The following is a 19,923-nucleotide window of genomic DNA, read 5'->3' on the forward strand; positions in this document are numbered from 1 at the left end:
TCATCCGTTTCGTTTATACATAAGCCGGCAGATTCCGTTGGAGAAAGTTTTGCAGCCAAGAAGTTTCCAGCGGGCAGACCGGAATTCTCCCGTCAAGGGGATTCCACCACCATAAGAAAGGGGCAGCAGAAAAAGTTCTGTCTCATCCACCAGATTATACCGAAAAAGTCCATCGGCATATTCCGCACTTCCTCCATCTCCCACTCCTGCCAGATAAATACAATCCTTGTCATGCTTTTCCTTTACATTCAGCAAGTCCATCAAACCGTAATGGGGGTAGATGTGGAATGTGGCCTGTCGCTGCCAGCGTGGGAAACCATACCGTTTGTTTTCCCTCACCCATCGCATAAGCATCTCGTCTTCATGCGGAAGGAACCCGTCCAGAGTGAGTGCCATGATAACTTGAATTTTTGCCATACCTCTTGTTAAAAAAGCATGAAACCCATGCTTATTTCGAACAGAGGCTCTGACAAAGCCCAACACAGAAACCCGCATGGGCTCATGCTATAAGGTATAGCATAAGCCTCACGCAATAGCCTCTGTGTTTTTGAATTTGTCAGATTCCTGTTCGAGACGTCTTGCGACTTATGTATAATAATGGCGGTCCCAATTGTCGAGACCGGCCTTATTTCTCTATTTCAAGTTTCAAATATACGGCATCTTTTTCAATAATCCGATCAGGCGGGGTATAAATTCTTCAATTACCCCTCCACTTGTCATGATTTGTCGGGGTCCTTTCCTTTTTCATCTTCCAGACCTAGTCGTTTACGGAGTTCAGGGTCATTTTTGATACGCCGCATCTCCTCATTGATAATAACCTGAGCATCCGCCTTGATCTGGTCGTAATTGCGTTGTATCTGTTGCATCATGATGTCGTTACCGTTCCTGTCCTTGAAGTCGTTGATGACCGGGATTTTCTGATAAGCCTTTTCTTCCGCGCTGATCTTGGTATGGTCCACGACAATTTCGGCATGAAATATTTTTTGCTCTATCCTCTCATCAAAATTATCCGCCACAGCCCCGACAAACGTGCCTTGTGAGAGGTTGGCGATCTTTGATGCGGGAATGAGCGAGTCTAGCTGCGTGTTGATGGATGTGGATACATCCTGACGGTTGATGGATACGGACTGACGTTGCTGAAGCACCTTGCCGAAGCGCTCTGAAAGCGTTTTTGCGGTTTCACCGACCACCTGTCCGCTGAAAATATTCCCCACCGTGTTCTGGATGACCTTGGATTCTTTTTCTCCGTAGTCACGTGTCAATTGACTGAAATCCTGAAAACCCAGAAGCACGCCCACCTTGTTGCTTCTCGCCGTCGCGATCAGGTTGTCAAGCCCACGGAAATAGATGGTGGGAAGCTCGTCAATGATAACGGCGCATTTAAGCTGTTTTTTCTTGTTGATAAGCTTGACGATACGGGAATTATATAATCCGAGCGCTGCCGAATAAATGTTCTGCCTGTCCGGATTGTTGCCCACGCAGAGCAGTTTGGGTTCTTTCGGATTGTTGATATCCAATGAAAAATCATTACCGGTCATCACCCAGTAGAGTTGTGGGGAGATCATGCGCGTAAGGGGTATTTTAGCCGAGGCTATCTGGCCTTGGAGCTGGTCCTGGGCATTTCCCTTCCATGCGTCCATGAAGGGGGAAAGGTAGTTTTCCAGCTCCGGATAAGAGGTCAGGATGGTGAACAGGTCTGAGTAGGGTTTGTTGAGCAGTTCCACCGCATGGGGAAACGTACAGTAAATACCGCTCTTGTAAATCTTTAAATACCAGATTATTGCCGCAAGCAGAATAATAGGGGACTCCACGAAGAAGTCCCCCTGTTTTTCGATCCAGGTGCGATTGAGGTTGAGCATTATCGTATAGCTCGCCTCGTACGCATCGGAAATGTCCGTCATGAATTCCGGATTGATGGGATTGCACCGGTGAGACCTGCGCGGATCGTCAAAATTGATGACATAGAACCGGGGCTTGATCTCGTACTTGTCCATATTTTTCAACAAAGAATTATAGGCGATGGTGGACAGGTCATCAAACTTGTAATCGTAGATGTAAATCGCAAAGCCTTTGGCTATAAGCTGACGTATGTAACTGTTGACTATCGCATAGGATTTGCCGCTGCCCGGTGTCCCGATAACCATGCAGGCACGGAAAATATTGACAATATTGACAAATCCGTTATTCCAGCGTTTTTTATAATAGAATCTCGTCGGGAGGTTTACCGAATATTCATTCTCCATCAGTCGGGTTTCCTGCATGAAACTCTCATTTTCCATATTGAACACATCTTCCATGAGGTTGTGCCTGTAAATGCGACTCATCCATAACCCCGACATCAACAGGGCGAGATAGCCTGCCGTAAGAGTAAAAATATAGAATGCGGTATTTGCCATGTGTGGCAATGGCAGTTCAAGAAGCCACCAGTTCAGAAAAAACAATGCGCATCCTGCCACCAATGCCGCATAAATTTTAGGCCAGGTTATCTTTTCACCTTTGACCCCGTGCGTACCCAGACAGGAAACGGCCAACAGAAGCACAGCCGACAGTTTGCTCCAGAGAATACAGTTGAAAATTCCGGTCGTGTTGTTGAAGTTTATCAGAATCCGGTCTATCACCTCAAGGTTCAGATGCCATGCGGTGATACTTGGATAGCAGTACACATAAACGTGTACCACCAAAAGAAAAATACTCACGGCCCTTCCGAACTCCATTATCTTGGCGAGAGCCCTCAAATCGTCTTCCTGTTGCATAAAAATTGTGAATAAACGGGTTGATACTTGTTTTGTCTAAATGCCACGCTTGCGTCCGGTCTTCTTTTTTTTCTTCATGCGGCGTGCAAAGGCTTCCTCCTCGTAATCCCGCGGATTGGTTTCCAAGGAGAGAATGCCTGCCGCCAGTTCGAGCGTGCTAGAGGATTCGTGACGGTGATGCTGCCAAAGTTCTGTAGCGGAATGTCCGCCCCGTTCCTTTTCAGGTATGTTTTCCAACCATTTGAAATAGTCGTTGAACACATTGGCAGAAAACTCCTTGCCCATGCGTGAGCCGTTGAATACCTCCCGATGGTTGTGATCAATAAAGGTGACACCATAGATACGTCCCCGCTCATTCTCGCGGAAGACCACATCAATACGCCTTTGCCTGAGCAGTTCCACAAACCGTTTCCGTGAATCCGCCTGCCGCAAGGCACGAACGATGTCCGCCTGTATGGAGGGGGCCCATTTCTCGTCTTTGAGAGCTTTCAGATTCATCAGCATCCGCTTTTCCAACTGTTCATTTCCGAAGCGTTTCCCAAATCGGGAACTCTTGAACGGTGGGCTGACCACCTTGCCGGTATCATCCGTGACCGAATAGACAATACCGGTATATGGTGTACCGTTGTATTCTCCCCTGATCTGTTTCGCCTCGATGTTGAGCGTGGAAAGCAGCGCATTGTATTCCCCGAAGGTTTGGAAACGATAGCTTTCCAATACGGCTTTAAGGGTATTGCCTACCTGATGGCGGACATCTCCCAAGGGGGCGTCCACCTTTCTTAGTTCCGCTTTTGGATTCCGCCTTTCCGCATCCGCTCCGTTTCGCAGACCGAAATCCACTTCCAGTTCCCGACAGGCGGTCATGGAACGCCGATGCTCGTAGGCATCGCTGATCTTTTTCCCCTGTTCATCCACACAGACACTGACAATATGGATATGGGTATTGTGGGTATCGGTATGTTTGTAGGTGATGTAAGGCTGGTTCCCATACCCCATCTTCTGCATATAACGTTCCGCCAGTTCTGCCAGCCGCCCGTCGGTCAGCTGGTCTTCCGGTGCTGGGGAAAGGGAAATGTGCAGGACGGGCTTCTCCGTATTGCGGTTTGCCAGCAGGTAATTCTCAAAAGAGAGCAATGCCAGGCGTATATCCTCGCTTGGCAATCCGAGCCGGTCGGAAATCATACGGTTACCGGAAAGAATCTCAGCCGTACCAGCCGCTACCTTCTCATAGTTATATGCAAGTGCTCCGTAAAGACTCATGCCATGACTTATTTTTGCAACCATTTCCGCTCGTATTCCTGGGTTAGCGCCATGACCTTTTTACAGACGAGCATCAGCTCAAGACTCAATCTTTCCAGTTTATAGAGCAACGCTCTCGCCCGTTTCTCCCCGAAATTGTTCTTCAAGGCACGTACCACCTGGTTGTAGTTGTTGCCTACAGCCTGGAACTGTTTGTGGAATTCTGTCAGCCTGATGTAATAGTCCATCGTCGCCTTGTCTATTTTCACGACCTTTATCTGTCCCGAGAAGATGGATTTCTTGATGAACAGCGTGAGGTTGCCGGCTCCTGAATCCGCCAGCAACTGTTCAAATCTTGTGTTCTCCTCGGCGTTCAGGCGGAAACTGTACTTGTGGTCCGTCGGATCATTTTTAGGCTTTCTGCCCGTCCTTGTCCCTGTTGTTTTCTCCATACACATGAGATTTTTGGTTTGTACTTTTTTCTCTTCCAGAATCCGCGACTTTGGAGCGGATTCCCCCGCCCCTCTGGGCGGGCAAGTTGGTTCTTGTCGGACAAAAGACTTTTTGTCGGACAAGGACACAACTTGCTCTGTTCGTTTGAACAGAGAATCCTCCTATGGTCGGATTGCAGCGCGACGCTTGCGGCGTGCCGTGGTCCGTGAACTCCTTCTTCCTTCATTGCGTGATTCTGACTTTGCAAAAATAGAGGGATGCAACAAGCTGTAAAACAGACCCCAGTATGACATTTGATGACATCTGACGACATCTGATGTCAGAGCTAGGCAATATTGGCGGAAGTCTTGGAAATAGCCATTACTTTTGGATTGTGACAGGGAAACTATCTTCCGATGTGCTGATAAAATATACCCGTGTTACCGGCAGGTCATCCTCTGTCCACGGCATGTTTTTAAAATATTATGTTATTGTGTCAAGAGAAAAAAACGGAATGATAACCATGAAAAGAGAAAATACAATGATACGGCCATTTGGCGACAATATGCCGGGAGGGTACAGGCATGACAGCCTGTACCTATATGACAATCTTCCGTTTTTCAAGTATGACGGTAATATTGTGCCATCATCCGGTAGGGAGACAAGCCCCTCATATCTTATGAGGATGTTATTCTGTAGTGATAACAAGGCCGGAATATGCCATCCGTACCGTGCCATGTCCCATGAACCCGACAAGCCGTTGAAAAGAAGAAACAGCGAGAACATTAAAACGATTATTAACCCACAATTCGAAAGCTTATGAGCAAACGATGCACATTCATCGCCTTGAGCAACCAGAAGGGCGGTGTGGGCAAGTCCACCATGACGGTGCTGCTTGCCAGTTATTTCCACTATGTGAAGGGAAAGAATGTCGCGGTTATAGATTGCGACTATCCCCAGTTCAGCATCCAGGCGCTACGTTCCCGTGACATGAAAAACGTCGAGAGAAGCGAGTTCCTCCAACAGTTGTTGTGCAGGCAGTATGAACGGACGGGGAAGAAAGCCTATCCGGTCCTTACCTCCGGGCCCGGCAAGGTACTGGAAACAGCAGACCGGTTGTCGGGGAACAGTGATATCCTTTTCTTTGATTTGCCCGGAACGGTGAATACTCCGGGAATCCTTGAGGCCATCATCAACATGGACTATGTGTTTACGCCAGTCGTGCAGGACCGGATGGTCATGCAGAGCAGCCTGTCTTTCGTGGCGACGCTCCGGGATTTCATCCGGCAATATCCTGAAGCACCGTTAAAAGAGATCCTACTGTTCTGGAACAAGATTGACGGACGTGTCTCCAGAGAGGTTTACCGTCACTATAACGAGATTTTTGAGAAGATCGGTCTGAAGACGCTCTCGACGGTCATGCCGGACATGGAACGTTATAACAAAGAGACCTCCTCCGGCGGGCAGACATTTTTCAGAAGCACCTACTTTCCACCTTCGGAAAAGTTGTTGAAAGGGAGCAATATGGATGTACTGGCCGGGGAGATCGAACGGATTATCCATCTTAAATCCGACAAGACATGAAAAAAAGGGGCATATTCAATGTCAATGAGGAACGGTTGAAAGAGTTCATGGCCAACGGTACGGATGCCGAGGGCACTCCTAAGACTCCTTTTGCGGAAGAAAAGACCACAAGGGAAACCGATATTTTCCCGTCCGTACGGGAAGATGCGGACAAACCGCTTCCTGTTTCCTGCGAACCGGCCGGAAGCGGAACCTCACTTCCGGAGAAGATACAAGAGTACCGAAAAAATTTTCTCAACCGTAAGATTGCTGTCCATCGAAAGCAGACTTATATCTGTTATGACACCTACCGTAGGCTTGCACGGATTCTGCCGTTGCTCAGTGACGGCATGACTGTTCCCGCTTTTCTGGACAACGTGCTTGACCATCATTTGGAAGTGTATGAAAAAGAACTGGATGAAATGGTTCGCTTGAGTACCCAAAATTCGCATTAGATTATGGAACATCTGTTTATTTATCCAGTCCTGCTGTTTGTAACATATTTGCTGTACAAGGTTCTCAAAATGAAAGCAGGCAGGAACTGGTTGAGGAAAGGCGGGGCTCTCCCCCCGATGCAAACGGATATGAGGAAGTCAGTCCGTGATACGACTTATATGGAAACCGTATTTCCGGCAGAATTCAAAGAACACCCTGACGATGCGGATTTCTTTCCTGATTTCGCAAAGATGGATATTCCGGAAAATTTAGGGGAGATCCTGATTGAAGCCTTGTCCAATAACGGGATTCCGGAACCGGACGCTATCGAGACTTCTGTAGAGGAAACGACCGGTCTGCAAGCCGGTCCGGTTTTGAAACAATTCAAGCAAGAAGAAGATATGGAAAACAAAGATTTATTGAAAGGCATGGAAAATGCGAGTGTTTACAGAGAAATGTTCCTGACCCGGAAAATGACCGGAGCCAGGAGACAAACCTATATTGATGAATCCTTGTATGAGACATTGACCGGGATTCTTCCTGTCATTGCGCCGGGAATATCTGTACCCACGTTCGTGAACAATGTGTTGGCGGAGCATATGGAGAAGTACCGGGATATCATTGATGAGACGTGTCATCGAAAATTTAAAGAAATGATGGTATGGAAGGACTCGTCTATCTGTCGGTGAGGGTCGGCTGTGCTGCTTACCTGTTATATAAGGTATGGGGACAAAAGAAAAAAGTACATGAGCTGTGTGACCTGCTGTACACGCCGGTGAAAAAAGAGCAAATGATATCGATGTCACCGGAGCCGGCGGATGAGAAAGAAGTGATGGGAAAGACACGCTTCGTCTATCTTGACGAGAATGCTGGGAAGACGGTGGCCCCCTATATGAGTCAGCCGCTGGAACAGGGGACGGACTATATCGGTGAGGATGAGGAAATCCGGGAAGAGGATGTGGAATGTCTGCTTCCGCTGGAGGAGATGGAACTCCTTCGAAAGGAGCAGGAAGAACTGGACAACGCATTACCGGAAACGGAAGTGATTACGCAGGCGGTTACACTGGAGGAGTTCAGCCTTGTCGGGGATGTGCTGATGAGGGTGAACGGGGCGGACCAGGATGCGGACAAAAGGAGCAGTGCCGCACGGACGCTGTTCGCTATCCGCAATACCAGTCTGTTCGATCTTTTCATTTCCCAGGTAGGGAATGAGGAAGCCGTGAATAAACTGCTGGAAGAGAACCTGGATGAAGATGGAAACCCGCGACCTTTGAAAAAAGAAGGGAAAAGGAACAATGGCGGAGTTGACTGGCGAGAGTTGGTGTAAGAGAGAACACTTCCGGGGAATGGGATTCCGCCTGCGAACATAGGCGGAATTCTATATTTTACAGAAAGGCGGCTTCCATTTATATGTCGTTCGGCATGTGGCTTTATTTCGGAAGAGATTTATTCTATAAAAAAGAGAAACTATTATTTTTATTTTGAGCATTTGCTCATTATATTTGCAAGCAAAAACAATATATATAATGTCACCACGTCCCAAGAACATCCGTAAAGTTAATGACATGCCCGTTACCGCAGGATTCAAGCCGATAGGTCTGAACGGTTGTTGTAAGAATACCATATTCTTGCATTTTGAAGAGTATGAGGCGATACGGTTATGCGATTATGAAATGAAAACCCAACAGGAAGCGTCTGTTTCAATGGGAGTATCACGTCCGACACTAAGTCGGATATATGTCAGCGCAAGGCGAAAGATTGCCAAGGCATTGGTTCGTGGTGTTACCATAATGATAGAAGGCGGAGCAGCGTACACTGACAGTGAATGGTTCCGTTGCGGAGCATGCGGTTTCTTATTCAACAATATCAATCCCACGCTTAAAATCCGCAAGATGGAATGTCCGGTATGCCACTCCGATGACTTAAGCGCAAGTAATATTAACATTAATAAAAATGAGATTATGATGAAAATTGCTATTCCGACCAGAGACAATGTAGTCGATAACCATTTCGGTCATTGTGAGTATTACACAATCCTGACAGTAGGACAAGACAACCAGATTCTAAGTAGCGAGACTATTCCTTCTCCGCAAGGATGCGGATGTAAATCCAATATCGCAGGAGAATTGGAAAACATGGGAGTCAGCGTTATGCTGGCAGGAAATATGGGGCAAGGTGCCTTGAATGTACTTACGTCCCACCATATCAAAGTCATAAGAGGCTGTTCGGGTAATCTATTGGAAGTTGCCGCTGATTATTTAAGCGGGAAACTTACAGATTCGGGAGTGGGCTGTTCATCCCATGAACATCATCATGAATGTCATGGACATAGCCATAAAGAATGATGTCCGGAAAGAATAAGATGCCGCTTAATATTATCATAGACTTTGTCATGCTGATGGCAATGGCTTTGGTAAGTATAAGTGGCTTCATATTGGAAATAGTAATTCCTTCCCGCCATGCTGTAAGATTCCAAGACGCTACCCCATGGTGTTCACATTTGCTGGGCTTGGGAAGGCATGATTGGGGTAATATTCATTTGTGGGCGGGAGTTGTATTGGTCACTCTGCTTGCCATTCATATCTTGTTACACATAAAGATGGTATCGGCTTTTGTTACAAAGAAATGCCCGAACCATACACTACGGATATTGCTTTATGTTTTGTTATTGATGCTGTTAATGATGACAATAATGCCTTGGCTTTATTTATGTTATTAATTTAGAACAAGCCAACTTGTTACTTTATGTGGTAGAATAGGTTGGCTTGTTTATTTATGAATATCCGATATGGTAGAACATTGGAATTTAGATTCAAGATCCTCCTCGAATTTCATACCAAGTTATTGAAGGCAATGGCAGTATACGACATTATTCCTTATATTCAGGCAGTTACGATTCCTTTCAATCCGCAATCTCAAACCGCACAAGCATAGAGTATTTCTTTTTAATTGTACGGAAACTATCAAATGAAACGACATTGGAGGACAGCACGTTACTCTGTGAGAAAGGAAGGCTGCTACCTGCTTCGTCTTCTACAATACGTATTACCGGTCCCAATTTTTTACCCAATGCCTCCACCAGATAGGACGCTTTCCTCTGCGCCGCTTTCAAGGCCGCGATTTTTCCTTTTTGATGGTAGGACAACATGTCCTTGTTTTCCAGTTCACCGATGCGCATGGTATGGATACCTTTGGTATCCATACGTTTGAGGATTTCATCAATCTGTTTGAAATCCAGTAACGTAATATCGAAGGTCTTGGCCACCAGAAAGTCCTGCCCTTGCTTACGCCAATAATCACCGATCTCCTGCGTACGGACGGCATTCGGAGAGATACCCGCGTCATGCAGCACTTCCCGCAGTCCCTGTTCGATCCGGTCCAAAGAGATCTTTGTACGATATTCCTCCGGTTTGGACCTGCCATCAAACTCCTCCTCGAAGTATTCACGGATTTCGATAATGTAGTGAATCCTGTCCGGCACGATCTCAATCTCGGATGTCCCGGTCACTTCAATGTAGCGTCCGTCTGCCTGCGCCTGCACCTGTGACAGGCCGGCTAGCGGCAGGAGCATTGCCAATAATAATAGTCTTGTTATCATAAGCGGTTGTATTTATTTTACTTCAAATTCCGTATCCATATAAATTTCGAGTTGCAGTCCTATTCGGTATTTTCCTGAAAGTAACCTGCCTGCTTGGAATCGTTTCTTGTCGTTTCTGTCTGTTATCCGGTTGACATCCCATGAGACAGGAATGGTAAACAGTATCGCTTCTCCACCTTTCAAACGGGCACGGCTTTTCATATAATTCGCTTCTCCTATCCAACCGGAACGGGCAAAGGGATGTACCATATATCGCTCGTCTGTACTTATACTAGGGAAAAAGACCGGTTGTACCTCCAGGTTTGTATGGTTTTCAAATAAAATACGTATGGAATCATTATTGGATGGTAATACCTTGAAAGCAAAGGCACCGTCCATTTCCGTCTCCTTTATGGAAACAATACTTTTACCTGTCAGATTGCAATAGGTATGGATGTTGGCAAACACATAAAAATTAGCCTGGTACCTGTTGGGCTTTAACGGATATTTAAACTCGGACATACGGATATGTTCGGGTAGCGTATCGCCTTTGGATAAATCTCTTCCTCCAATGGCGAATACAAGATTGTCTATAAAGGGGAAACCGAGCCATTTGCCATTTACCATCTGTTTGAGATTATGATATTCAAGCTCGGCTGTAGGGCCATCCATATTGATTATATCAAGCACAATCTCTTTTGTCCGAGGAGAATATACTGGTTGTCGTGTCCTGATTTTGTAGGCGTCCGCATGGGTGATGGTGACAGCGGGAAGCCTTTGTATGCGGATGCGGCTCTCATACTTTTCTATTTCCGACAGTGACAGCGGAAAATCGATATCCTGCGCTTGCAATTTGGGTAACAAGCAGAATAAATAAACTGATAACAAGTACGCTATTTTTTTCATACGTTTTGACTTTAAGGTTGTACAAACTTACATCTTCTGTTTATATATCTCCATTCTTCACTATCCCAATAATGTTTTTCGCCGTCAGACCCGGATACGACTTTTTGTTTTCCCGTAAATGTAACCTTAGCCTTTCCTCCCTCAAAAGGGTATGCAAACTTGAATTGGGGAGTAATGATTATGTGTCCCGACGAATCGGCAAAACCCATCAGGCCTTTCTCATCCATGATTCGGAACAACCCTTCCTTGACATAATCAGGTCCGTTATCACATTCGACTACATAAAAAAGTTTCTTGCCTGCATCGTTAATGCAGACTATCCTGGCATCTCTTGGCTTGTCTTCGTATACAAAGCCTATACCTTTGATGGTATCGGTTTGACAGAATTTATATCTGCCGTATGGCACAATGGTATCTCCACGCTCATTCAGATAACAGACCGGAACACCCGCTTCCAAACGAGGTTCAGGGGTATGGGCAATCAAGGTGGCATCATATCTCATCAAGACGGGTTGGTCGCAGGTGGAATAACCGGTAATAACCACATCCGCCTTCGGAAGGAGTGGCATGGTATCCAGTCTGTATTGAATGCATAGCGTATCCTTTCCAGGGCATAAGACAGTAGGTTCATTTCTAAACGATTGTAAAACATCCAGTACTGATTTTCGAAATGAACGGGGCGTTTTACCAAGAATAGTGGCCGTGGTGATGTAACCATCCTGATTCACTTCGTAAGCAACTCGCAAGACACAGCCTTTGTTCTTCTTCTGCCAGACTATCGGGTATTTACATCGTCGGCTCAATGTCTTGATAAGCCAGCTTTCATCCCGTAGCTCATCCAATGATTTATCCAGTCCGAAGATGCCGGGAGGTACTTCCTCGCGCCATGTTTTCCCGTATTTTTTATCCAGATAGCGGAACACTTCCCGGTTGTAGGCTGTCAACAGACGATTGGGCGTGTTTAAATAGCAATCCATCTTTCCGTTTTCTTTCAGGGGATAATAGCTATAATATTTGACTCCATACTTTTTCCAAAAGATATGTTCCCGTACTTTTTTGTCTTGTTCAATGGGTATGACCAGTTTTAGATTCGGGTGCCCTTTATTGATATATTCACGTGACAATTTCGGTGAACATACATATTCTTCGATATAGTCATAAGGCAATGTCAATACCAGTTGTAAGGTGTCCGTGCATGTTGTTCCGGACACGGTGACGAGTGTGTCACAAGGATTCAAGCCAATAAATTCTGCCCGCAAAAGACATTGTCCTTTTTTTAAATGTTTTATTCTGAAAGTTCCTGTAGAATCAGTCAGCCAACCTTGAAAAGGCAATCCCTCTACTCTCAGATTGGAACCGGTCAACGGCCTTTTTATAACATCATAGGGCGGAATCTGTCGCACTTCTTCCCCATAAACTTTACCTATAATGGAATATCCGGTTGTATCGTTATCTGCTTTGGATGGTAAATCATTTTTCTCCCAAATACCTAATACGCAGTTTAGAGGTTCCATGGTATATTTCCCGTTGATGAATAGTCTCTCCCATGGATAAATACTTTTCAGTGTCTCTTTGAAAGCTTTCACTAATGGGTGGTTCCGGTCTTCAATGTTTTCTCCTTTGGGACGTATGAACAAAGTTCGGACATCAAAGTCCAGGAGATGGCCATCCGGGGTACATTGGATATTACGTATACTGAATATCAGCCGCTGTCCTTTGTACTTCGGAAAACGATGCCAGGGGAATCGCCGGATGATTTCATCTTGTGATTCTAAAATCTTTATTCCAGGTTGTTTGAAATTATGGTATGTCCGTACACTTTGTATCCTGCCTTGCCTGAGTAGAATTACCTGTTCGGCTTCCATATTACGGTCGAAACCGGAGTGGACATAATGTACCAAATCACCTTTGCCGGCCCGTAGTTCACCGCTGAACCAGCGGGCAGGAATCCTTCCGTTCTCATAATAAGAGGCAAAAAGTGTTTTCAGAGCGTCTGTGTGGTAAATCAAAGTGGAATCTTTCCGACTTGCCTTGTCATATACGCATATTTCCATACGTTGCAGGTAAAGACAGCTGTCCTCTATTTTCCAAAAGGCCGTATAACCATCCCAGTTGGCGGTTGACATACAATGATTTTCCGGAAGAAAGTCCCTTAACCGTGTATATAGGGCGGAATCCTTGTCTATTGGTCTGGCCATCAGCCACCATTGCTCACCATTGATGTAAATGACATCACAAGACTGTCCCGTCGCCTTTATATACAAAGAGACGAATAGAAACAAGATTACGATAGAATATCTCTTTATACGCATGGATCTGTTTTACTTAATTGTCACACTATCCTTTTCAGAAATACAAAAAAGAACACTCTTTTTGTATTCTTCTTAGACAAAAATGTGGTTGTAAGCACTCATTTCTAAAACTCCAATACGCTTCTTGCTCAATTCTATATATCAGCCCTTTACTGAAGCAATTTTCAGTAAAGGGCTGATATTGTTTTATTATAGAATAAATTAAAAACGATAAGCGAATCCCAAATTGAATACAGCCTGATCAAAATCACTGACCAGTTGGTAGCGTAACTCGAAATTCATAATCCAACTACTTGTCAATGCGAAGTCGGCTCCACCACCGATATTCACTCCTACCCTGCATTCGTTATGATTGTCATCATCTTTGTCTATATGAATATGGTCTCCGTCCACATCAATATCAAAACCATCTCCTAGGTCAAACATCCAATTAGAAAATGTAAAACCGAATAGGGGATATAACTTTACGCTTCTGCCTACGGGACATAAATAATGGAGATTCATATTTATGTCCAACATACTAACATTGTCGTTTTCTATAAAGTAATTCAAAGACGGCTCAAGACGTATGGGGTTGGTTATATTGTATTGATATTTCAACCCAAGGCCAATACTCTCAATTTCCGTCCCATAACTCAGTCCGAATCCAATAGCTTGTCTACCTTTTTGAGCATAAACGCCACTCAACATAACAAACAACAATCCTAAAAAAATTAAAATCTTTCTCATTTCAATATACTTTTATACCTATAAGTGTTAATCGTCATCCCAATCATCATCGTCATCCCAATCATCATCGTCATCATCATCCCACCTATAATGTTTGTTGTGTTTATGCTTCTTGTGTTTTTTATAATGTTTGTGATGATGTTTTCGGTGATGGTCACAGTATGAACAATAATGTTCATGCCAACAATTACTATGATAATTTACCCTGTCATAGAAAGGATTGTAATATACCGATCCCGGCCTTATACCTATCTCTATCAAAACACGATCCCAGCCGTGCCTATGGTAACGTTTATAATAATCACATACATCACGCATGTGCCTGCCAGATGTTTTGGCTATTTCAAGGGCCAAACCTACATTCCCCCAATCTCTTCCACATTGCCTATAATAATCATCCAATAAGTTGTTGGGGGTATTATATTCTATACACAAACGTTTTCGGTAATCCGAAAGTTCCACAGAGGCATATTTATTTGCCCTGCCAATAAACAATGATAGCCGATCTTGCGCAAACATGGAACAAGAAATGGCTATGAACAATAGCAAAACTTTAAATTGTCTCATATTTTTACAAAGCTTTTTGTTGATAAATACGGTTATATTCGCAAACATAGGTATAAAAAAGACAAAAAGCAATTTTTGTCTAAAAATTATAGCAATACTAGATTATTATGGTCATTTAGGACATCTGATGACATTTGATGACATCTGATGACAACACTGAATTACAGTACGTTATTCCATTTTACATTCGCTGTCGAATTCAAATTTATGTCTCACCTAAATGATTCGACAATGAAAAGAAGAATCCTTTTTTCTGTGATGTGTGCGGTTATTGCCGCCAGTGTTTTTGCGCAGGGCCAAGGTCAGGGCCTTGCCGGTATCAACGCGGCGACCAGTCTCATGACCTCGTATTTCGATCCCGCCACAAAGTTGTGCTACGCCATCGGGGCCGTCCTGGGGCTGGTGGGCGGTATCAAGACCTACGGCAAGTTCTCCAGTGGCGATCCTGATACCTCGAAGACAGCCGCCAGCTGGTTCTTCGCGTGTATCTTCCTGATCGTGGCCGCCACCATCCTGCGTTCCTTCTTCCTCTAGAGGCATGAGGTATCCGGTAAACAAAGGCGCGGGCAATCCCGTCGAGTTCAAGGGGCTCAAGTCTCAATACCTGTTCGTTTTCGCTGGTGGGCTTGCGATGGTGCTCCTTGCGGTGGTCATCCTCTATCTGGCGGGTGTGGACCAATGGATATGCATCCCCTTCGGGAGCATATCCGGCGGCCTACTGGTATGGGTGACTTTTCGGTTAAACGCCCGCTACGGTGAACACGGACTGATGAAGCTGCTGGCCGAAAAACGCCATCCGCGCTACCTGATTCACCGCAAGAGAGTCTTCAGATTATTCACGAAAAGAAAAAAACAAAAATCATGAGAAATGTTTTAAAGGCGGAAACGCTGGAACGCAGATTCCCCCTTCTCTCAGTAGAGAACGGCTGCATCGTGAGCAAGGACGCCGACCTGACCGTGGCTTTCGAGGTGGAGCTGCCCGAGTTGTACACGGTGACGGAGGACGAGTATGAGACTATGCACTCTTCCTGGATAAAGGCCATGAAGGTGCTGCCGGAGCATAGCATCGTCTGTAAGCAGGATTGGTTCATCCAAGAAACATACCGTTCTAAAAGTGATGGTGAGGAACAAAGCTTTCTTACACGCAGCTATGAACTGCATTTCAATGAAAGACCGTACCTAAACCACAGATGCTACCTGTTCTTGACAAAGACGACCCGAGAGCGTAGCCGCCAACGGAGCGATTTCAGCACCCTCTGCCGGGGATTCCTGCTGCCCAGGGAGATAACCGACAAAGACACGGCTGCCCGTTTTCTGGAGTCGGTGGAACAGTTCGAACGCATCATGAACGATTCCGGGCATATAAGGCTGCGGCGTCTGGAAACGGACGAGATTACTGGCACGAAGGAACGTCCCGGACTGGTGGAGAAATACCTCTCGCTCTCGCTGGAGGATGAGAGTGCCGTATTGCAAGACATCTGCCTCAAGCCCGGACGGATGCGTATCGGAGACAAGCGGCTTTGCCTGCATACCCTCTCGGATACGGAGGACCTGCCCGGCAAGCTCTCCACCGACATGCGTTACGAGAGGATGTCCACGGACCGCAGCGACTGCCGCCTCTCCTTCGCAGCGCCGGTGGGACTGCTGCTGCCGTGCAACCACATCTATTCACAGTACGTGTTCATTGACAACGCACAGGAAATCCTGCAGATGATGGAGAAGAACTCACGTAACATGCTCTCGCTGTCAAGATACAGCCGGAGCAACGCCGTAAACCAGGAATGGACGGAAATGTATCTGGACGAGGCACATACCAAAGGGCTGCTTCCCGTCAGATGCCATTGCAACGTCATCGCCTGGGCCGAGGATGCGGATGAGTTCCGTCGCGTCAGGAACGACACGGGCAGCCAGCTGGCCATGATGGAATGCACGCCAAGGTATAACACTATTGACATGCCGGTCCTCTATTGGGCGGGTATTCCCGGCAACGCAGGTGATTTTCCAGCCGAGGAGTCGTTTTACACCTTCCTGGAACAGGCGGTATGCCTCTTTTCCGGAGAGACCAATTACAGAAACTCACCCAGTCCTTTCGGTATCCGTATGGCGGACCGTCAGAACGGGATTCCGGTACATGTGGACATTTCCGACCTTCCCATGAAACGGGGAATCATCACCAACAGGAACAAGTTCATCCTCGGTCCTTCAGGCAGCGGGAAGTCCTTCTTCACCAACCATCTGGTCCGGCAATATTACGAGCAGGGCACACATATCCTGCTGGTAGATACGGGCAACAGCTATCAGGGATTGTGCCGCATGATTCACGACCGCACCCGTGGGGAGGACGGGATCTACATTACGTACGAGGAGGACAACCCGATAGCCTTCAATCCGTTCTATACGGATTGCGGACTGTTTGACGTGGAGAAACGGGAAAGCATCAAGACATTGATCCTGACCTTGTGGAAACGGGAGGACGAGGCACCGAAACGTTCGGAGGAGGTGGCCCTTTCCGGGGCGGTGAACGCCTATATCCGGATGATTTCGGAGAACCAGGGTATCAAACCGGATTTCAACGGTTTCTACGAGTTTGTCGCCGATGACTACAGGAGAATGATTGAGGAGAAAAAGGTGCGTGAGAAGGATTTTGACATTGACGGTTTCCTGAACGTGCTGGCACCTTTTTACAAGGGCGGAGACTATGACTTCCTGCTGAATTCCGACAAGGAGCTGGACCTGACAGGCAAACGGTTCATCGTGTTCGAGCTGGACAACATCAGTGGCAACAAGGTACTGCTTCCCGTGGTGACGCTGATCATCATGGAGACCTTCATCGCCAAGATGCGCAGGCTCAAGGGGATCCGCAAGATGATTTTAATAGAGGAATGTTGGAAGGCCCTGATGTCCGCCAATATGAGTGAGTACATCAAATACCTTTTCAAGACGGTCAGAAAGTATTTCGGCGAGGCCGTAGTGGTAACCCAGGAGGTGGATGACATCATCAGTTCCCCTATCGTGAAGGAGGCCATCATCAACAATTCCGACTGTAAAATCCTGCTTGACCAACGAAAATACATGAACAAGTTCGAGCACATCCAGCGGCTTCTCGGCCTGACAGAGAAAGAAAAAGGGCAGATACTCTCCATCAATCAGGCGAACCATCCCGGGCGGTTCTACCGGGAAGTGTGGATCGGGCTTGGCGGAACCCACTCGGCAGTATATGCCACGGAAGTGAGCGGGGAGGAATATTACACGTTCACGACCGAGGAGTCCGAAAAGATGGAAGTACAGCGGCTGGCAGAAAGATTGGATGGCAACCTGGAACTTGCCGTCCGCCATCTGGCAGAGAAAATGCGAGAGGAACAAGGACAAAGATCAACCCTAAAATGAAAACGATTATGAGAAACAAACCCCTTATGAGACTGGCGGTATGCCTGATCGGCATGGCCGCCCTGGTATTGCAAAGTTGTGCGGACGGTGGTACCGACTGTGACAGACTCTGCGGATCGTGGACCAGTGTGGACGGCAAACCGGACGTGTTGGTATATAAGGAAGGAGAGGCCTACAAGGTGACGGTATTCGCCCGTAGTGGCAAGACACGCCGCCTCAGGCCGCAGACCTACCTGTTGGTGGAAGAGAACGGCAACCTCTTTATCAATACGGGGTACCGTATCGATGTATCCTACAACGAGGAGACGGATATCCTGACTTTCTCACCCAACGGGGATTATGTACGGAAGGAGGAACGCCCATGAGAGCGAGGACATTCCTGATCGGGATAATGCTTGTGCTGGGCGGGAACATGGCCCGGGCGCAATGGGTGGTGACCGATCCCGGAAATCTGGCCCAAAGTATCATCAACATGTCGGACAACATCGCCCATACCTCCAAGACGGCGGTCAATACGGCCGACAATTTTGCGGAGACGGTAAAGATCTACGAGCAGGCCAAGAAGTACTACGACCAGTTAAAGGCGGTGAACAACCTGATACAGGACGCCCGCAAGGTGCGTGACATCATCCTGATGGTAGGCGATGTGTCCGACATCTATGTGACGAACTTCAAAAAGATGATGAACGACGACAACTTCTCGTCCCGCGAGCTGGACGCCATCGCCTTCGGTTACACCCGCCTGCTGGAGGAGAGCAACGGCGTGTTGCAGGACCTCAAACAGGTCATCAACGTGAGCACGCTCTCCATGACCGACAAGGACCGTATGGATGTGGTGGACAACTGTTATTACGAAATGCGCCGTTACCGCAATCTGGTGAGCTATTATACTAACAAGAACATAGCCGTGAGCTATCTCCGTGCCAGGAAAAAGAACGATATGGAACGTGTGATGCGGCTCTATGGAAATGAAACCTCCAAATACTGGTAGCCCATGGTACCTTTGACGATAGATTTTGCCAACCTGCATACCATACTGGGAACCCTGTATGAAGATATGCTCCCCCTCTGCAAGGACATGATGGACGTGGGCAAGGGGCTTGCCGGGCTGGGCGCCCTCTTTTATGTCGCCGTACGCATATGGCAGTCGATGGCACGTGCCGAGCCGATAGACGTGTATCCCCTGCTGCGCCCCTTCGCTATCGGCATCTGTATCCTGCTTTTTCCCACACTGGTACTTGGCACGCTGAACACCGTGCTCAGTCCTATTGTGCAGGGTACGCACAAGATGCTTGAGGGGCAAACGCTGGACATGGAGCGATACAGGGCGCAGAAGGAGGAGCTGGAAAAGGAGGCCATGCTGCGGAATCCTGAAACCGCCTATCTGGTGAGTGACGAGGAGTTCGACCGGCAGCTAGACGAGTTAGGCTGGTCAACCGTGGATACCGCCTCCCGGCTGGGTATGTACGTGGAGGTGGGCATGTATAACCTGGAGAAGAAGATCCGTGACACGTTCCGCAGCCTGCTGGAACTGATATTCGCCGCGGCGTCGCTGCTGATAGATACCGTGAGGACCTTTTTTCTGGTCGTGCTCTCCATTCTGGGACCGGTAGCGTTCGCCTTCAGCGTATGGGACGGTTTCCAGTCCACACTCGGACAGTGGTTCACGAGGTATATCTCCGTCTATCTGTGGCTTCCGGTCAGCGATCTGTTCAGCACCCTGCTCGCCAAACTCCAGGTGCTGATGCTCCAGAACGACATCCAGGAATTGCAGAACAATCCTGACTACTCGATAGACAACTCGAACAGTGTCTATATCATCTTTATGCTTATCGGGATTATCGGGTATTTTACCGTTCCGACGGTGGCGGGCTGGATCGTGCAGGCGGGAGGAGCCGGGAATTTCAGCCGCAACCTGAACCGTACCGCCACGAAAACCGGCAGTTTTGCGGCAGGAGTGGGCGGTGCCGTATTGGGAAATATCGGAGGACGGTTGAGAGGCAAATAAGCCTTGCCGGAAATA

Annotated in this window: 22 protein-coding genes; 13 read left to right on the plus strand and 9 right to left on the minus strand. The window is 47.1% G+C overall.

Annotated features, from left to right (window positions below):
* The 4 genes from NBH07_RS05260 to mobA form a co-directional block, all read right to left on the minus strand.
* On the minus strand, window positions 1–396 hold the full coding sequence (locus NBH07_RS05260; protein WP_052647254.1) for a dihydrofolate reductase family protein: 396 nt from the start codon (window positions 394–396) through the stop codon (window positions 1–3).
* A gap of 320 nt (window positions 397–716) precedes the next feature.
* Window positions 717–2,753, minus strand: coding sequence for a conjugal transfer protein MobC (gene mobC / locus NBH07_RS05265; protein ID WP_008778565.1), 2,037 nt, complete (start codon window positions 2,751–2,753; stop codon window positions 717–719).
* A gap of 36 nt (window positions 2,754–2,789) precedes the next feature.
* Window positions 2,790–4,037: a conjugal transfer protein MobB gene (gene mobB / locus NBH07_RS05270; RefSeq protein WP_008778564.1), complete on the minus strand. Its 1,248-nt coding sequence runs from the start codon at window positions 4,035–4,037 to the stop codon at window positions 2,790–2,792.
* Window positions 4,022–4,444: a conjugal transfer protein MobA gene (gene mobA, locus NBH07_RS05275; protein WP_008778563.1), complete on the minus strand. Its 423-nt coding sequence runs from the start codon at window positions 4,442–4,444 to the stop codon at window positions 4,022–4,024. The genes mobB and mobA overlap by 16 nt, the downstream gene beginning before the upstream one ends.
* 317 nt (window positions 4,445–4,761) lie before the next feature.
* Between mobA and NBH07_RS05280 the strand changes: the two genes are divergently transcribed.
* The 7 genes from NBH07_RS05280 to NBH07_RS05310 all read left to right on the plus strand — a co-directional run bounded on the left by NBH07_RS05280 (window position 4,762) and on the right by NBH07_RS05310 (window position 9,141).
* A complete protein-coding gene (locus NBH07_RS05280) occupies window positions 4,762–5,247 on the plus strand; it encodes a hypothetical protein (RefSeq protein ID WP_128616953.1) in 486 nt (161 codons plus the stop codon).
* Window positions 5,244–6,008, plus strand: a complete 765-nt coding sequence (locus NBH07_RS05285) for a ParA family protein (protein WP_008778562.1) — start codon at window positions 5,244–5,246, stop codon at window positions 6,006–6,008. The genes NBH07_RS05280 and NBH07_RS05285 overlap by 4 nt, the downstream gene beginning before the upstream one ends.
* The gene (locus NBH07_RS05290; RefSeq protein ID WP_008778561.1) at window positions 6,005–6,442 is read left to right on the plus strand and encodes a DUF3408 domain-containing protein; all 438 of its coding nucleotides are present in this window, start codon (window positions 6,005–6,007) and stop codon (window positions 6,440–6,442) included. The genes NBH07_RS05285 and NBH07_RS05290 overlap by 4 nt, the downstream gene beginning before the upstream one ends.
* 3 nt (window positions 6,443–6,445) lie before the next feature.
* Entirely contained in the window at window positions 6,446–7,111 is a 666-nt protein-coding gene (locus NBH07_RS05295; RefSeq protein ID WP_229038712.1) for a DUF3408 domain-containing protein, read from the plus strand.
* The gene (locus tag NBH07_RS05300; protein ID WP_034530597.1) at window positions 7,084–7,749 is read left to right on the plus strand and encodes a DUF4122 family protein; all 666 of its coding nucleotides are present in this window, start codon (window positions 7,084–7,086) and stop codon (window positions 7,747–7,749) included. The genes NBH07_RS05295 and NBH07_RS05300 overlap by 28 nt, the downstream gene beginning before the upstream one ends.
* Window positions 7,750–7,948: 199 nt before the next feature.
* On the plus strand, window positions 7,949–8,767 hold the full coding sequence (locus tag NBH07_RS05305; RefSeq protein ID WP_008778558.1) for a DUF134 domain-containing protein: 819 nt from the start codon (window positions 7,949–7,951) through the stop codon (window positions 8,765–8,767).
* The gene (locus NBH07_RS05310; RefSeq protein ID WP_008778557.1) at window positions 8,764–9,141 is read left to right on the plus strand and encodes a DUF4405 domain-containing protein; all 378 of its coding nucleotides are present in this window, start codon (window positions 8,764–8,766) and stop codon (window positions 9,139–9,141) included. Before NBH07_RS05305 ends, NBH07_RS05310 begins: the two co-directional genes overlap by 4 nt.
* Window positions 9,142–9,324: 183 nt before the next feature.
* On the opposite strand, the gene NBH07_RS05315 is transcribed toward NBH07_RS05310, so the two are convergent.
* From NBH07_RS05315 to NBH07_RS05335, 5 genes are all read right to left on the minus strand, one after another.
* Window positions 9,325–10,020: an SIMPL domain-containing protein gene (locus tag NBH07_RS05315; protein ID WP_008778556.1), complete on the minus strand. Its 696-nt coding sequence runs from the start codon at window positions 10,018–10,020 to the stop codon at window positions 9,325–9,327.
* A 12-nt stretch (window positions 10,021–10,032) separates the two neighbouring features.
* Window positions 10,033–10,905 carry a hypothetical protein gene (locus NBH07_RS05320; protein WP_008778555.1) on the minus strand — a complete coding sequence of 291 codons (873 nt, stop codon included), beginning with the start codon at window positions 10,903–10,905 and terminating at the stop codon, window positions 10,033–10,035.
* Window positions 10,906–10,916: 11 nt separating this feature from the next.
* Window positions 10,917–13,217, minus strand: a complete 2,301-nt coding sequence (locus NBH07_RS05325) for an FEKKY domain-containing protein (RefSeq protein WP_008675189.1) — start codon at window positions 13,215–13,217, stop codon at window positions 10,917–10,919.
* A 201-nt stretch (window positions 13,218–13,418) separates the two neighbouring features.
* Entirely contained in the window at window positions 13,419–13,946 is a 528-nt protein-coding gene (locus NBH07_RS05330; RefSeq protein ID WP_008675194.1) for an outer membrane beta-barrel protein, read from the minus strand.
* Between the two features lie 27 nt (window positions 13,947–13,973).
* The gene (locus tag NBH07_RS05335) at window positions 13,974–14,513 is read right to left on the minus strand and encodes a hypothetical protein (RefSeq protein WP_008780754.1); all 540 of its coding nucleotides are present in this window, start codon (window positions 14,511–14,513) and stop codon (window positions 13,974–13,976) included.
* A 231-nt stretch (window positions 14,514–14,744) separates the two neighbouring features.
* Between NBH07_RS05335 and NBH07_RS05340 the strand changes: the two genes are divergently transcribed.
* The 6 genes from NBH07_RS05340 to traJ are packed head-to-tail and all read left to right on the plus strand — an operon-like array spanning window position 14,745 to window position 19,908.
* Window positions 14,745–15,047, plus strand: coding sequence for a DUF4134 domain-containing protein (locus NBH07_RS05340; protein ID WP_227211379.1), 303 nt, complete (start codon window positions 14,745–14,747; stop codon window positions 15,045–15,047).
* A gap of 4 nt (window positions 15,048–15,051) precedes the next feature.
* Entirely contained in the window at window positions 15,052–15,378 is a 327-nt protein-coding gene (locus NBH07_RS05345) for a DUF4133 domain-containing protein (RefSeq protein ID WP_008780752.1), read from the plus strand.
* Window positions 15,375–17,900, plus strand: a complete 2,526-nt coding sequence (locus tag NBH07_RS05350; protein WP_008675208.1) for a TraG family conjugative transposon ATPase — start codon at window positions 15,375–15,377, stop codon at window positions 17,898–17,900. The genes NBH07_RS05345 and NBH07_RS05350 overlap by 4 nt, the downstream gene beginning before the upstream one ends.
* 8 nt (window positions 17,901–17,908) lie before the next feature.
* Complete coding sequence (locus NBH07_RS05355) at window positions 17,909–18,265, plus strand: DUF3876 domain-containing protein (RefSeq protein ID WP_034530620.1); 357 nt, start codon at window positions 17,909–17,911, stop codon at window positions 18,263–18,265.
* Window positions 18,262–18,891 (plus strand): DUF4141 domain-containing protein, encoded by a 630-nt coding sequence (locus NBH07_RS05360; RefSeq protein ID WP_008778550.1) that lies wholly within the window; start codon window positions 18,262–18,264, stop codon window positions 18,889–18,891. The genes NBH07_RS05355 and NBH07_RS05360 overlap by 4 nt, the downstream gene beginning before the upstream one ends.
* Before the next feature lie 3 nt (window positions 18,892–18,894).
* Window positions 18,895–19,908 (plus strand): conjugative transposon protein TraJ, encoded by a 1,014-nt coding sequence (traJ, locus tag NBH07_RS05365; RefSeq protein ID WP_008675211.1) that lies wholly within the window; start codon window positions 18,895–18,897, stop codon window positions 19,906–19,908.
* Window positions 19,909–19,923: the final 15 nt, after the last annotated feature.

Source organism: Parabacteroides sp. B2-S-102, assembly GCF_023656665.1.
GTDB lineage: Bacteria > Bacteroidota > Bacteroidia > Bacteroidales > Tannerellaceae > Parabacteroides > Parabacteroides distasonis.